This window comes from Kosakonia sp. YIM B13588, assembly GCF_042788165.1.
In the GTDB taxonomy this organism is placed as follows: Bacteria; Pseudomonadota; Gammaproteobacteria; order Enterobacterales; family Enterobacteriaceae; genus Kosakonia; species Kosakonia sacchari.
Genome location: NZ_JBHZPO010000004.1, coordinates 12,594 through 27,946 on the forward strand (window position 1 = coordinate 12,594; position 15,353 = coordinate 27,946).

Here is a 15,353-nt window from a genome sequence, read left to right on the forward strand (position 1 = left end):
GAAGAAAGCGGGGATTGTACCCTATGGGCAAGTTCTGGGGAGAGAAAAACAAAAAAGGCCGGAAGATCCGGCCTTTTGCGCTGATTGCAGATTATTTTTCCTGCAAACCGAGTTTTTTCTCCAGATAGTGGATGTTGGTGCCACCATGCTGGAAGTTCTCGTCGCTCATAATACGCATCTGCAGATCAACGTTGGTTTTGATACCGTCGATAATCAGCTCCTGCAACGCATTTTTCATGCGCGCAATCGCCACATCGCGGCTCTCGCCGTAGCAGATAAGCTTGCCAATCATTGAATCGTAATACGGCGGTACGGTGTAACCGGCGTAAATATGCGATTCCCAGCGCACACCAAACCCACCAGGGGCATGGAAACGGGTGATTTTGCCCGGGCTAGGCAGGAAGGTGTTCGGATCTTCGGCGTTAATACGGCATTCCACCGCATGGCCTTTCACCACAACTTCTTCTTGCTTAATAGACAGCGGCTGACCGGCTGCGATACGCAGCTGTTCTTTGATCAGGTCTACGCCGGTAATCATTTCGGTAACCGGATGTTCAACCTGAATACGGGTGTTCATCTCAATGAAGTAGAACTCGCCGTTTTCGAACAGGAACTCAAACGTACCCGCTCCGCGATAGCCGATATCGACACAGGCTTTCGCACAACGCTCACCGATATAGCGACGTAGTTCCGGCGTGATGCCCGGTGCCGGTGCTTCTTCGACCACTTTCTGGTGACGGCGCTGCATGGAGCAGTCGCGCTCTGCCAGATAGATAGCGTTGCCCTGACCATCGGCCAGCACCTGGATCTCGACGTGGCGAGGGTTTTCCAGGTATTTTTCCATGTACACCATGTCGTTGTTGAAAGCGGCTTTCGCTTCCGCACGCGTCATGCTGATGGACTGCGCCAGGTCGGCGTCTTTGCGTACAACGCGCATACCGCGACCGCCGCCGCCGCCGGAGGCTTTGATGATAACCGGGTAACCGATGCGTTTAGCATGGGCGCGGTTTGCATCCATATCGTCGCCCAGCGGGCCGTCTGAACCCGGTACGGTCGGTACGCCGGCTTTCTTCATGGCGGTGATTGCCGACACTTTGTCGCCCATCAGGCGGATGGTGTCAGCTTTCGGGCCGATGAAAATAAAGCCAGAGCGCTCAACCTGCTCAGCGAAGTTGGCGTTCTCAGAGAGGAAGCCATAACCCGGGTGAATTGCCACAGCGCCGGTGATTTCGGCTGCGGAGATAATTGCCGGGATATTCAGATAGCTTTTTACTGATGGCGCAGGACCGATACACACAGTCTCGTCTGCCAGCAGTACGTGTTTTAAATCGCGATCCGCAGTGGAGTGCACAGCGACAGTCTTGATGCCCAGTTCTTTACAGGCACGAAGAATACGCAGTGCAATCTCGCCGCGGTTGGCGATAACAATTTTATCCAGCATGTGCGCCTCGTTTACTCGATGACGACCAGCGGCTCGTCAAATTCAACCGGTTGGCCACTTTCAACCAGAATGGCTTTCACCACGCCTGATTTATCGGCTTCGATCTGGTTCATCATTTTCATGGCTTCAACGATGCACAGGGTATCGCCCACGTTGACTTTCTGGCCGATTTCGATAAACGCTTTCGCGTCCGGGCTCGGGGTGCGATAGAAGGTTCCGACCATCGGGGAACGTACGATGTGGCCACTGATTTCCGCTGCGGCTGCAGGGGCTTCCGGCGCTGCGGCAGGTGCGACAGCGTTAGACAGGGCTGGTTGCTGTTGCATCATCGGCGCAGCATATTGCTGCATAACCGGGAAGCCAGCATTCGGCGCGCTGCGGCTGATGCGCACAGACTCTTCGCCTTCAGAAATTTCCAGTTCGGAGATGCCTGATTCTTCAACCAGCTCGATCAGTTTCTTAATCTTACGAATATCCATGAGTGGGTTCCGTACTCTTGTTTAGTGTGATTGTGACAGGCGTTTTACCGCCGTCTGTAAAGCGTATGAATAACCTTCCGCACCCAGCCCGCAAATAACGCCCTCGGCGATATCTGACAGATACGAGTGGTGACGGAATGGCTCCCGCGCATGCACATTGGTCAGGTGGATCTCGATAAACGGGATGCCGACCGCCAGCAGTGCGTCGCGGATAGCAACACTGGTGTGCGTAAACGCGGCCGGATTGATCAGGATGAAGTCCATAATGTCTTTAGCCTGATGAATACGGTCGATGATTGCGTACTCCGCGTTTGACTGAAAATGCGCCAGTTCCACATCAAGCGATGCCGCTTCGGTGCTCAAACCGTTAACAATCTCGCTGAGCGTAAGCGTGCCGTACTTATCCGGCTCACGGGTGCCAAGCATGTTCAGGTTCGGTCCGTTCAAAACTAATATGTGGAACTTGCCAGCCATTGTGCCGCTATCTCCTGCGATTCTCGGGTAAAAAACAAAATATACCTTCGATTCGCGATTGTCACCTTTTCAGAGGCTAAAAACCCCTGTCAGGAAAACCAAAGTCGCACATTATAACGATTTCGTAGCAATTGGCAGCTAAATACTGGTCTTATCAGGGAAGATTATCAACCACCGCCCGGAATCTGGCGGCGAATGATAGTAGATCTGCGGAGAACTGCACACAATGAGAGTGTTAACGCCACCATTGGCGAAACTTCTTATAACGCCACGCTAACAGCCCAATCGCGGCGGCAGCGTAAAGGATCGGCTGCGGTGACAAGATTTTCACCGACCAAAGGTAGTGAATCGGTGCGAGGATCGCCACCAGATAGACGAAATTGTGTAGTTGTTGCCAGCGTTTGCCCAGCTTACGCTGCGCCCATTGCGTTGAGGTCAACGCTAATGCCAGCAAAATCAGCCAACTTACGGCGCCCAGCGTTAAGTAAGGGCGCGTTACCAGCTCTTGCCCTAATAATGAAAGATTATTGATACCCAGTTCCAGCAAGGTGTAGCTGGTCAGATGTAGTGTCGCCCAGGCAAAGCACCACAGCCCCAGCAAACGCCGGGTTCTGATCAATAGCGGTTGTTTCGCGTAGCGTGCGAGCGGTGCTATCAGCAAACTGGCGAGCAGGAATTTTAGCGCCATCCTGCCCGTAAAATGCTGGATGTCTTTCGCCGGATCGGCGCTGAAATAGCCCTGGTTCGCCGCCCAGAAAAGCCAAAGTAAAGGAAGCAGACCCGCCAGATGCAATGCGACTTTTAACCACGTCACCTGTTTTGCCGTTAAACGCACTCAGAAATTCTCCCGCAGATCTAACCCGTGATAAAGCGAAGCCACTTCTTCAGCGTAGCCATTAAATAGCAGCGTTGGCTGACGTTTTACATCCAGCGCGCCGCCGGATCCAATAAAACGTTCCGTCGCTTGTGACCAGCGTGGGTGATCAACGTGCGGGTTCACATTGGCGTAGAAACCATATTCCTCGGGTGCGGCCAGGTTCCAGGTTGTCGGTGGCCGTTTACTGGTCAGCTTGATACTGACTATCGATTTGATGCCTTTAAAGCCATATTTCCACGGTACAGTCAGGCGGATTGGCGCGCCGTTTTGCGGCGGCAGCGCTTTGCCATATACACCGACAGTAAGCAGCGTAAGCGGGTGCATCGCTTCATCTATACGTAACGCTTCAACATACGGGTATTTGAGGCCCCCACCGATAAATCGGTCTTTTTGTCCCGGCATCTGATCCGGTGCGTAAAGTGTCTGGAACGCGACATATTTGGCGTTGCTGGTGGGTTCAACTAACGCCAGCAGTTTATGCAGCGGGAAGCCGATCCACGGCACCACCATCGACCAGGCTTCAACGCAGCGCATCCGATAGATTCGCTCTTCCAGCGGGAAACGCGTGGTTAGCGCCGCGTGGTCGAGGGTTAATGGTTTCGCCACTTCACCATCAATGGTCAATGTCCAGGGATCGGTTTTCATTCCTCCGGCGTTCGCGGCAGGATCGGCTTTATCGAGGCCAAATTCATAGAAGTTGTTATAACCGGTGACTTTCTCTTCCGGCGTCAGCGGGAGAGAGGCTTTCCACTGCGCAGGTTGCGTGAAATCGAGCGGTTTTCCTGACGGCGCTTTTGGCCGGTCATTGCCTTTAAACCAGTCCAACAGATCGGCCCGCGCACCGGGTGCCAGGGTCAATGCCGAGGCGCTAATTCCCAGCATTTTCAGCACCTGGCGGCGCTGTAACATAAAAACGGATTCCGCAGTGACATCGGCCTCGGTTAGTTTTTTCTTCATCACATCCTCCGTTAGTCTCTCGTCAAGCATGGTGTAAGCGTAGCGTGAGCGCGAGCACGAGTGTGTTACCAAACATTGTAAATAGTCAGGTTAAGACATTTTTCAGGCTTATTGATTGTTGGCAAAAAATTTCTGAGGTCTATACTCGCAGATATGAAACGCGGTGCCAGTTTTCCCTGCCGCCTGCACGCTATCCCGGGACGCGGGTAGACATCAAAGTTAGTACTTACTTCAATGACGTAACCCTGAGCGGTATCGTTTCGTTCTTTATACAAGCGGAGTTAACACAAGGATGCGATTAACGACGAAATTTTCAGCTTTTGTGACGCTACTGACAGGGCTGGCGTTTTTCGTCACCCTGATTGGGTGTTCACTGAGCTTCTATAACGCGATTCAAAACAAGGTTGCCAATCGTGTGGAAGCGGTGGCAGCGATTGTCGATACACGCTTGATCTCCACGCCGCTTTCCCGGCTGTTGCCGCAGCTCGATGAACTGATGGTGCCGGTAGACATTATTGAGATTCAGATTAAGCAAGGCCGGCGCACGGTGCTCAGCTATTCGCATAACGGAAGTTATCGCCCGGCGGGCAGCAACTATCAATATCGTGAACTGCATATTCCCTCCCTGAAAAATCCCGGTTTCACCTTCACGCTGGTTTACCAGGATCCCATGGCGAACTACTTTCGTTCGTTGTTAACCACCGCGCCGCTGACGGTGGCGATCGCTTTTATGATAGTGATCCTCTTTCTTTCCGTACGCTGGCTACGGCGACAGCTTTCCGGGCAGGAATTGCTGGAGACACGCGCGACGCGGATCCTCAATGGCGAGCGCGGGCCGCAGGTTCGCGGCAGCATTTATGAATGGCCATCGCGCACCAGCAGCGCGCTGGATGTGCTGCTGACCGATATTCAGTTTGCCAGCGATCAACGTAGCCGTTTGGATACGCTAATTCGCTCCTACGCCGCGCAGGACACGCGCACCGGCCTGAATAACCGCCTGTTTTTTGATAACCAGCTCGCCACGCTGCTGGAAGATCAGGAAAAAGTGGGCTCGCACGGCGTGGTGATGATGATCCGTTTGCCGGACTTTGATCTGCTGCGAGATAGCGGCGGAACCACCACCGAAGAGTATCTCTTCACGCTCATTAACCTGCTTTCTACCTTTATTATGCGTTATCCTGGCGCGTTACTGGCGCGCTACCATCGCAGCGACTTCGCCGTGCTGCTGCCGCATCGCACATTAAAGGAAGCGGAGAGCATTGCCGGGCAGATCCTAAAAGCAGTGGAAGGGTTACCCCCGAACAAAACGCTGACCCGCGAAGACATTATGCATATTGGGATTTGTGCCTGGCGCAGCGGACAACCCGGCGTGCAAGTCATGGAGCATGCCGAAGCCGCAGCGCGCAACGCAGTGCTGCAGGGCGGAAACAGTTGGTCAGTGTATGACGCCACATTGCCGGAGCAAGGGCGCGGAAATGTACGCTGGCGGACGCTGATTGAGCAGATGCTGAGTCGCGGCGGGCCGCGCGTTTATCAGAAACCAGCGATTAACCGTGACGGCCAGGTTCACCACCGTGAACTGATGTGCCGCATATTCGACGGTGAACAAGAAGTGATTGCCGAAGAGTATATGCCCATGGTGCAGCAGTTTGGCCTGGCTGAAGAGTATGACCGCCTGCAGGTGACGCGTCTGATTCCGTTTATGGGTTTTTGGCCGGAAGAAAACCTCGCCATGCAAATAACAGTGGAATCATTGATCCGCCCCCGTTTTCAACGCTGGCTACGCGATATATTAATGCAGTGCGAAAAATCTCAACGTAAACGGATTATTTTTGAACTTGCTGAGGCGGATGTTTGTCAACATATCAGCCGGTTACAGTCGGTGGTGCGTTTAATCAACGCATTAGGCGCCCGCGTAGTGGTCAATCAGGCGGGTCTGACGTTGGTGAGCACCAGTTGGATTAAAGCGTTGGATGTTGAGTTATTAAAGCTGCATCCTGGGCTGGTCAGGAACATTGAAAAGCGCACCGAAAACCAGCTTCTGGTGCAGAGCCTCGTGGAAGCGTGCAAAGGCACGCGAACGCGAGTTTTCGCGACCGGCGTGCGCTCTCGTGGCGAATGGCAGACGCTGGTGGAACGGGGTGTTGCGGGTGGGCAGGGCGATTTCATCGCGGCTTCCCAACCGCTCGATACCAATGTGAAAAAATATTCGCAAAGATACTCGGTTTGAACTGCTGTTTAAGTCGTTTTCACGTAGAATAACGCGCGCTGCCATGTTTGGGGGTGTGCGTGCCTGCCCGCCGGATTATCGCAGTGAACAAAGCCGGTTTGTCCTTATGAAAAACTGCAAACGCAACAGGCTGGAAGATGGGCTTTTTTACTTCCAGGCAGATTCATGTCGTTTTGCAACAAAGGAAACAAACTGCACTAATTTTCACCGTAGCAGATGATTCTTATGCCTTGTCGCTGCTACGTGTGGTTGGTAAAGTAAGCGGATTTTGTTTCCGCCCCAGCTTTCAGGATTATCCCTTAGTATGTTGAAAAAATTTCGTGGCATGTTTTCCAATGACCTGTCCATTGACCTGGGTACCGCGAATACCCTGATTTATGTAAAAGGACAAGGCATCGTACTGAATGAGCCTTCCGTGGTGGCCATTCGCCAGGATCGTGCCGGTTCACCGAAAAGTGTGGCCGCAGTCGGTCATGAAGCGAAACAGATGCTTGGTCGTACGCCGGGCAATATCGCTGCCATCCGCCCGATGAAAGACGGCGTAATCGCCGACTTCTTCGTGACCGAAAAAATGCTTCAGCACTTTATCAAACAAGTGCACAGCAACAGCTTTATGCGTCCGAGCCCGCGCGTTCTGGTTTGTGTGCCGGTTGGCGCCACCCAGGTTGAACGCCGCGCTATTCGTGAATCCGCGCAGGGTGCTGGTGCTCGTGAAGTGTTCCTGATTGAAGAACCGATGGCGGCCGCAATCGGCGCTGGCTTACCGGTTTCTGAAGCGACCGGTTCAATGGTGGTGGATATCGGTGGTGGTACCACTGAAGTTGCCGTTATCTCCCTGAATGGCGTGGTTTACTCCTCTTCTGTTCGTATCGGCGGCGACCGCTTCGATGAAGCGATCATTAATTACGTGCGCCGTAACTACGGCTCCCTGATTGGTGAAGCGACCGCAGAACGTATCAAACACGAAATTGGCTCTGCGTATCCGGGCGATGAAGTGCGTGAAATCGAAGTGCGTGGCCGTAACCTGGCTGAAGGTGTTCCGCGTGGTTTCACCCTGAATTCCAACGAAATTCTGGAAGCGCTGCAGGAACCGCTGACCGGCATCGTGAGCGCAGTTATGGTTGCGCTGGAACAGTGCCCGCCGGAACTGGCTTCTGATATCTCCGAGCGCGGTATGGTATTGACCGGTGGTGGCGCGCTGCTGCGTAACCTTGATCGCCTGTTGATGGAAGAAACGGGTATTCCAGTTGTAGTTGCAGAAGATCCACTGACTTGCGTAGCGCGCGGCGGCGGCAAGGCGCTGGAAATGATCGACATGCACGGCGGCGACTTGTTCAGCGAAGAATAGTCCGCGTCAGATGCGAAGCGAATTGTCGCTTCGCATCTGTCTGGCCTGAGAATACGCAAAGCCTATGAAGCCAATTTTTAGCCGTGGCCCGTCACTGCAGATTCGCCTTTTTCTGGCGGTTTTGGTGGCGCTCGGAGTCATTATTGCCGACAGCCGCCTCGGTACGTTCAGTCAAATCAGAACGTACATGGATACTGCCGTCAGTCCTTTCTATTTTATTTCCAATGGTCCCCGCGAATTATTAGATAACGTTTCCCAGACGTTGGCGTCGCGCGACCAGCTTGAGCTTGAAAACCGGGCATTGCGTCAGGAACTGCTGCTAAAAAACAGTGAGCTGCTGATGTTAGGGCAGTACAAGCAGGAGAACGCGCGTTTGCGTGAACTGCTGGGTTCGCCGCTGCGTCAGGATGAGCAGAAAATGGTGACCCAGGTTATCTCGACGGTTAACGATCCTTACAGCGACCAGGTAGTTATCGACAAAGGCAGCGCGAACGGCGTCTATGAAGGCCAGCCGGTGATCAGCGATAAAGGCGTGGTCGGCCAGGTTGTCGCGGTAGCGAAGCTGACTAGCCGCGTATTGTTAATTTGCGATGCCACTCATGCGCTGCCGATTCAGGTGCTGCGTAACGATATCCGCGTGATTGCCGCCGGTAACGGCTGCACAGACGATCTGCAACTCGAACATTTACCGGCGAATACGGATATTCGCGTTGGCGATGTGCTGGTGACGTCAGGTCTGGGCGGGCGTTTCCCGGAAGGGTATCCGGTTGCGGTGGTTTCGTCGGTTAAGCTGGATACGCAGCGTGCCTACACTGTGATTCAGGCGCGTCCAACCGCAGGTCTGCAACGTTTGCGTTATCTGCTGCTGCTGTGGGGTGCGGATCGTAACGGTACTAACCCAAGAACACCGGAAGATGTGCATCGTGTGGCGAACGAACGTCTGCTGCAGATGATGCCGCAGGTGCTTCCTTCTCCTGATGCGATGGGGCCGCCTGCGCCAATGCCCGCTCCGGCGACTGGCATTACGCAGCCGCCGCCGCAAGTCTCTCCGGGAGGGCAATAGTGGCAAGTTATCGTAGCCAGGGACGCTGGGTTATCTGGCTCTCGTTTTTAATTGCACTGTTGCTTCAAATCATGCCCTGGCCGGATGACATCATTGTCTACCGGCCAAACTGGGTATTGCTCATTTTGCTTTACTGGATCCTCGCGCTGCCGCACCGCGTAAATGTTGGCACGGGTTTCGCGATGGGTGCCATACTGGATCTGATTAGCGGATCCACCCTCGGTGTACGCGCGCTTTCGTTAAGTATTGTCGCCTACCTGGTCGCACTGAAATTTCAGTTGTTCCGTAATCTGGCGCTCTGGCAACAGGCGCTGGTGGTGATGCTGTTGTCACTGGCGACAGAAGTTATTGTCTTCTGGGCGGAGTTTCTGGTTATTAACGTTTCGTTTAAACCAGAAATTTTCTGGAGCAGCCTGGTCAATGGCGTGCTCTGGCCGTGGCTCTTCCTGTTAATGCGTAAGATCCGCCAGCAGTTTGCGGTGCAATAAGGCGTTTATGACTGATATCTGGCTTGCTTCCGGTTCTCCTCGTCGCCAGGAGTTGCTCACACAACTGGGCGTCACTTTCGCGCGGATTGTTCCCGGCATTGAGGAACAGCGTCAGGTGCAGGAGAGCGCCCGCCAGTATGTGTTGCGCCTCGCGCGTGAAAAAGCGCAGGCCGGTATGGCGATGGCCACAAGCGATCTGCCTGTGCTGGGCGCGGACACGATCGTCATATTTAATGGTGAAGTGCTTGAAAAACCAAAAGACTCCTCGCATGCTGCCAGTATGCTGCGCCTGCTTTCCGGGCAAACGCATCAGGTGATGACGGCAGTTGCGTTGGCAGATAGCCAGCATGTGCTCGATTGTCTGGTGGAAACAGAAGTGACTTTCAGAGTGTTATCGGAAAAGGATATCGCCGATTACGTCGCCAGCGGGGAACCGCTGGATAAAGCCGGTGCTTATGGCATTCAGGGGCTGGGTGGCTGTTTCGTGAGAAAAATAAACGGTAGTTATCATGCCGTTGTGGGTTTACCGCTGGTGGAAACCTGGGAATTGCTGAGCAATTTTAACGCACTGCGCGAGGGAAAAGATAATCATGACGGCTGAATTGTTGGTCAACGTTACTCCATCGGAAACACGCGTCGCTTATATTGACGGCGGCATCCTGCAGGAAATTCACATCGAGCGCGAAGCACGGCGCGGGATAGTAGGCAATATCTACAAAGGTCGGGTCAGCCGGGTTTTGCCGGGCATGCAGGCGGCTTTTGTAGATATTGGTCTGGAAAAGGCGGCGTTTCTTCACGCCTCCGACATTATGCCGCATACCGAATGCGTTGCCGGGGAAGAGCAGAAAAACTTCACCGTGCGCGACATCTCCGAGCTTGTCCGTCAGGGGCAGGATTTAATGGTACAGGTGGTGAAAGATCCGCTGGGAACTAAAGGCGCGCGCCTGACCACGGATATCACCCTGCCATCCCGTTACCTGGTCTTTATGCCGGGCGCTTCCCATGTTGGCGTTTCCCAGCGTATCGAGAGTGAAGCCGAGCGTGAACGCCTGAAACAGGTTGTTGCGGCGTATTGCGACGAGCAGGGCGGTTTTATCATTCGCACTGCGGCTGAAGGCGTATGCGAAGAGGATCTCGCATCCGATGCGGCGTACCTCAAGCGCGTCTGGACGAAGGTGATGGAGCGCAAAAAGCGCCAACAAAGCCGCTGTAAACTCTACGGCGAACTGGCGCTGGCGCAGCGTGTGCTGCGTGATTTCGCCGACGCTCACCTGGATCGTATCCGTGTGGATTCGCGTCTGACGTTTGAAGCGCTGCTGGAGTTCACGGCGGAATACATTCCTGAGATGACCAGCAAGCTCGAACACTACAGCGGCCGCCAGCCGATTTTCGATCTTTACGATGTGGAGAACGAAATTCAGCGTGCGCTGGAGCGCAAAGTGGAGCTGAAGTCCGGCGGCTATCTGATCATCGATCAAACCGAAGCGATGACCACCGTTGATATCAACACCGGTGCGTTTGTCGGTCATCGCAATCTCGATGACACCATCTTCAACACCAACATTGAAGCCACGCAGGCCATTGCCCGCCAGCTGCGCTTACGCAATCTGGGCGGCATTATCATCATCGATTTTATCGATATGAATAATGACGATCATCGCCGTCGCGTGTTGCACTCGCTGGAGCAGGCGCTGAGCAAAGATCGGGTCAAGACCAGCATTAACGGTTTCTCCCAGCTTGGTCTGGTCGAGATGACGCGCAAACGCACGCGCGAAAGCGTGGAACATGTCCTCTGCAATGAATGCCCCACCTGTCATGGCCGCGGCACCGTCAAAACGGTGGAAACCGTGTGCTATGAAATCATGCGCGAGATCGTTCGCGTGCATCATGCTTATGATTCCGATCGTTTCCTGGTCTACGCTTCCCCGGCGGTGGCGGAAGCCCTGAAAGGTGAAGAGTCGCACGCGCTGGCGGAGGTGGAAATCTTCGTTGGCAAGCAGGTAAAAGTGCAAATTGAGCCGCTCTATAATCAGGAGCAGTTTGACGTAGTAATGATGTAATTCGCAGCGTGCTGCGACATGAGCGAGTCTGGGTTTGGTTGACAAGGAGAGAGGCGTGAGGCGACTGCCGGGGATATTGCTGCTTACAGGCGCGACGCTGATTGTTATCGCGGCGCTGCTGGTAAGTGGGCTGCGCCTTGTGCTGCCCCATCTGGACAGCTGGCGTGAGCCCATTCTGGCGCGTATCACCGCGCAAACCGGCGTTCCTGTCTCGGCCAGCCAGATACAGGCGCGCTGGGAAAATTTCGGTCCTGAACTGGACGTGCGCGACATTAACGCGACGCTGCCCGATGGCGGCGAGCTGTCGGTCAAACGCGTGACGCTGGCGCTGGATGTCTGGCAAAGCCTGCTGCACATGCGCTGGCAGTTTCGTAATCTCACCTTTTATCAGCTGGCCGCGCAGAGCAATACTCCGCTACAACGCAATGACACCGGCGAACCTATCACCACGGATCGCATCAGCGATCTGTTTTTGCGCCAGTTCGATCACTTTGATCTGCGCGACAGCCGCATCAGTTTCTTAACGCTCTCCGGGCAGCGCGCTGAGCTGGCGATCCCGCAACTTACCTGGCTTAACGGCAACGATCGTCACCGTGCGGAAGGGCAAGTCAGCCTGTCGAGCCTCACCGGTCAGCACGGCATTATGCAGGTGCGCATGGATCTGCGTGACGACAACGGCCTGTTGAACAATGGGCGGGTGTGGTTGCAGGCGGACGACATTGATGTCAAACCCTGGCTCGCCAAATGGATGCAGGATAAGGTCGCGCTGGATACCGCGCGCTTCAGCCTTGAAGGCTGGATGACATTAAGCAAAGGCGTGGTGGAGAGCGGCGACGTATGGCTAAAAAAAGGCGGTGCCAGCTGGCAGGGCAATAATACGCAGCACCGCATGACGGTCGATAACCTTACCGCCCATGTCTCTCGTCAGCAGCAGGGCTGGCAGTTTGATGTACCGGTAACGCGTATCGCAATTGATGACCATCCGTGGCCGCAGGGCGCGTTGAGTTTTGCCTGGGTTCCGGCGCAGGAAGTGGGCGGTACCAGCAGTGTGCGTAGCGATGAACTGCGCGTTCGTGCCAGTAACCTTGAACTCAGTGGCTTAGAAGGGCTGCTGCCGATTGCGCAGAAAATCTCCCCGGAGCTGTACGACATCTGGCATACCATGCAGCCTCGCGGCAAGCTGGAACAGCTGGCGCTGGATATCCCTTTGCAGGCGACCGAAAAAACGCGTTTCCACGCCCAGTGGCAGGATATTGCCTGGCAACAGTGGGAATTACTGCCCGGTGTTGAACACCTGAGTGGAACGCTTGCCGGCAGCGTGGAGAATGGGCGCTTAACCGCCGATATCGCGCAGGCGAAGATGCCGTATAAGACGGTGTTCCCCGCGCCGCTGGAGATTGAAAAAGGCGTTGCCACACTGAACTGGCTGAATAACGAACACGGCTTCCAGTTGGATGGGCGCAATATCGACGTACAGGCCAATGCCCTTCGCGCGCGCGGTGATTTCCGTTATCTCCAGCTACAAGGTGATGAGCCCTGGTTAGGTATCCTGGCCGGCATCAATGTGACGGATGCCGGGCAAGCTTGGCGCTACTTCCCGGAAAATTTGATGGGTAAAGAGCTGGTAGCGTACCTGAGTTCGTCGATCAAAGGCGGGCAGACGCAAGATGCCACGCTGCTGTTTGGCGGTAATCCGAAGCTCTTCCCGTTTAAGCACAACGAAGGCCAGTTTGAAGTCTCAGTGCCGCTTCGCAACGCGACCTTTGCTTTCCAGCCTGACTGGCCGGCGCTGCAAAACCTCGATATCGATCTCGACTTCCTCAACGACGGCTTGTGGATGAAAAGCAGTAAAGTGGCGCTGGGCGGTGTAACGGCCAGCAACCTGACTGCCAACATCCCGGATTACGTCAAAGAGAAGCTACTGATTGACGCGGACATTAACGGGCCGGGCAAAGCCGTTGGGCCCTATTTCAAAGAGACGCCGCTGCACGATACGCTGGGCAGCGCGCTGGATGAGCTGCAAATCGATGGCGATGTAAGCGCTCGCTTACATCTTGATATTCCGCTGGACGGGGAGCAGACCGTCGCCAGAGGTGACGTGGCGCTGAACAACAACAGCCTGTTTATCAAGCCGCTTAACAGCACACTGAAGAACCTCAGCGGTAAATTCAGCTTCGAGAACGGTACGCTGAAAAGCGAACCACTACAGGCAACGTGGTTTAACCAACCGGTGAACCTCGATTTCTCCACCACCGAAGGGGATAAAGCCTATCAGGTGGCGGTGAATCTCAACGGAAACTGGCAACCGGCAAAAACCGGCGTTTTACCTCCACAGCTTAATGATGCGCTGCACGGCAGCATCGCATGGAAAGGCGATGTTGGCGTTGAGTTGCCGCACCGTGGCGGCACCACTTATAAGGTCAATATTGATGGTGACTTGGGCAATCTTGCCAGCACGTTACCGTCGCCGCTGGATAAACCCGCAGGCAAGGCATTGCCGTTGAAGATGAAGGTAGAAGGGAACCTGCACAGTTTCGATTTAACCGGTAATGCCGGTGGCAACAACCATTTCAATAGCCGCTGGTTGCTGAATAATAAGCTGACGCTCGATCGCGGCATCTGGACCTCGGACAGCCGTACACTGCCGCCGCTGCCGGAGCAGGCCGGGCTTGAACTCAACTTGCCGGCAATGAACGGCGCGCAGTGGTTGGGTCTGTTCAGACAGGGCGTGGCAAATAATGTCAGCAGTGCCACCACCTTCCCGCAGAGCATTACGCTGCGTACGCCAGCTCTGACGCTGGGCGGGCAGCAGTGGAATAACCTCAGCATTGTTTCGCAGCCGCAAGATTCAGGTTCGACCATCGAAGCGCAGGGGCGCGAAATCAGCGGTACGTTGACGATCCATGATAATGCGCCGTGGCAGGCCGCGATCCGCTACCTCTACTACAACCCGTCGAACGCGCCACCGGACGATAACGACATCTCTTCCCCTTCAACGCTGTTGCGCGGCCAGACGCGAGTGGATTTTACCGGCTGGCCGGATTTGCAGTTGCGCTGTGCGGAGTGCTGGCTGTGGGGGCAAAAATATGGACGCATCGATGGCGATTTCGCCATTCAGGGCGATACGCTGACACTGGCAAACGGCCTGGTGGACAGCGGTACTGCGCGGCTTACCGCCGACGGTGAATGGGTCAATCGTGAAGGCGCGGAGCGCACCTCACTGAAAGGTGTGTTGCGCGGCGAGAAAATTGATTCAGCGATGGGCTTCTTTGGCGTACCAACGCCGGTGCGTGATTCGTCGTTTGATATTAATTATGACCTGCACTGGCGCAGCACGCCGTGGCAACCGCAGGAAGAGTCGCTCAATGGCATCCTGCGTACGCGTCTTGGCAAAGGCAAAATTACCGATATCAGCACTGGTCATGCCGGGCAGTTGCTGCGCCTGTTCAGTGTCGATTCGCTGTGGCGTAAATTGCGTTTTGACTTCAGCGATACCTTCAGCAGCGAGGGGTTCTGGTTTGATTCCATTCGCAGCACCGCGTGGATCAAAGACGGTGTGCTGCATACCGACGATACGCTGGTGGACGGTCTGGAAGCGGATATCGCCATGAAAGGCTCGGTGAACCTGGTGCGCCGCGAGCTGGATATGGAAGCGGTGGTAGCGCCAGAAATTTCCGCGACTGTCGGTGTGGCGGCGGCCTTTGCCGTTAACCCGATTGTCGGTGCGGCGGTGTTTGCCGCCAGCAAAGTGCTGGGGCCACTGTGGAACAAAGTCTCGATTCTGCGCTACCGCATTACCGGCCCGGTCGATCAGCCGCAAATCAACGAAGTCCTGCGCCAGCCGCGTACGGACAAAAAGCAATGATTTGACGGCATCGGCGAATTGCCTCAAGCTCCTTATATCGCACTTTTTATTGCCCGCTGTGGCGGCAACGA

12 protein-coding genes are annotated in these 15,353 nt (G+C 54.8%); 7 read left to right on the forward strand and 5 right to left on the reverse strand.

Features of this window, described 5'->3' with window-relative positions; translation table 11 throughout:
* Positions 1–91 precede the first annotated feature (91 nt).
* The 5 genes from accC to msrP all read right to left on the reverse strand — a co-directional run bounded on the left by accC (position 92) and on the right by msrP (position 4,231).
* Positions 92–1,441, reverse strand: a complete 1,350-nt coding sequence (gene accC / locus ACFX4U_RS09125) for an acetyl-CoA carboxylase biotin carboxylase subunit (RefSeq protein ID WP_017457283.1) — start codon at positions 1,439–1,441, stop codon at positions 92–94.
* An 11-nt stretch (positions 1,442–1,452) separates the two neighbouring features.
* Positions 1,453–1,920 carry an acetyl-CoA carboxylase biotin carboxyl carrier protein gene (accB, locus tag ACFX4U_RS09130; RefSeq protein ID WP_131407871.1) on the reverse strand — a complete coding sequence of 156 codons (468 nt, stop codon included), beginning with the start codon at positions 1,918–1,920 and terminating at the stop codon, positions 1,453–1,455.
* A gap of 21 nt (positions 1,921–1,941) precedes the next feature.
* On the reverse strand, positions 1,942–2,394 hold the full coding sequence (gene aroQ / locus ACFX4U_RS09135) for a type II 3-dehydroquinate dehydratase (protein WP_200552381.1): 453 nt from the start codon (positions 2,392–2,394) through the stop codon (positions 1,942–1,944).
* A gap of 235 nt (positions 2,395–2,629) precedes the next feature.
* Positions 2,630–3,229, reverse strand: coding sequence for a protein-methionine-sulfoxide reductase heme-binding subunit MsrQ (gene msrQ, locus ACFX4U_RS09140; protein WP_017457286.1), 600 nt, complete (start codon positions 3,227–3,229; stop codon positions 2,630–2,632).
* Positions 3,230–4,231: a protein-methionine-sulfoxide reductase catalytic subunit MsrP gene (msrP, locus tag ACFX4U_RS09145; RefSeq protein WP_313509304.1), complete on the reverse strand. Its 1,002-nt coding sequence runs from the start codon at positions 4,229–4,231 to the stop codon at positions 3,230–3,232. It abuts the gene before it with no gap.
* Between the two features lie 289 nt (positions 4,232–4,520).
* On the opposite strand from msrP, the gene csrD reads away from it, so the two are divergent.
* The 7 genes from csrD to yhdP all read left to right on the forward strand — a co-directional run bounded on the left by csrD (position 4,521) and on the right by yhdP (position 15,282).
* On the forward strand, positions 4,521–6,458 hold the full coding sequence (gene csrD / locus ACFX4U_RS09150; protein ID WP_313509301.1) for an RNase E specificity factor CsrD: 1,938 nt from the start codon (positions 4,521–4,523) through the stop codon (positions 6,456–6,458).
* Between the two features lie 304 nt (positions 6,459–6,762).
* Entirely contained in the window at positions 6,763–7,806 is a 1,044-nt protein-coding gene (mreB, locus tag ACFX4U_RS09155; RefSeq protein WP_006818047.1) for a rod shape-determining protein MreB, read from the forward strand.
* A 64-nt stretch (positions 7,807–7,870) separates the two neighbouring features.
* Positions 7,871–8,869: a rod shape-determining protein MreC gene (gene mreC, locus ACFX4U_RS09160; RefSeq protein ID WP_131407861.1), complete on the forward strand. Its 999-nt coding sequence runs from the start codon at positions 7,871–7,873 to the stop codon at positions 8,867–8,869.
* Complete coding sequence (mreD, locus tag ACFX4U_RS09165; protein ID WP_020455466.1) at positions 8,869–9,357, forward strand: rod shape-determining protein MreD; 489 nt, start codon at positions 8,869–8,871, stop codon at positions 9,355–9,357. Before mreC ends, mreD begins: the two co-directional genes overlap by 1 nt.
* Positions 9,358–9,364: 7 nt before the next feature.
* Positions 9,365–9,958, forward strand: coding sequence for a nucleoside triphosphate pyrophosphatase (locus ACFX4U_RS09170; RefSeq protein WP_305734866.1), 594 nt, complete (start codon positions 9,365–9,367; stop codon positions 9,956–9,958).
* Positions 9,948–11,417, forward strand: a complete 1,470-nt coding sequence (gene rng / locus ACFX4U_RS09175; protein WP_017457292.1) for a ribonuclease G — start codon at positions 9,948–9,950, stop codon at positions 11,415–11,417. Before ACFX4U_RS09170 ends, rng begins: the two co-directional genes overlap by 11 nt.
* 55 nt (positions 11,418–11,472) lie before the next feature.
* Entirely contained in the window at positions 11,473–15,282 is a 3,810-nt protein-coding gene (yhdP, locus tag ACFX4U_RS09180) for an AsmA2 domain-containing protein YhdP (RefSeq protein WP_313509289.1), read from the forward strand.
* Positions 15,283–15,353 lie beyond the last annotated feature (71 nt).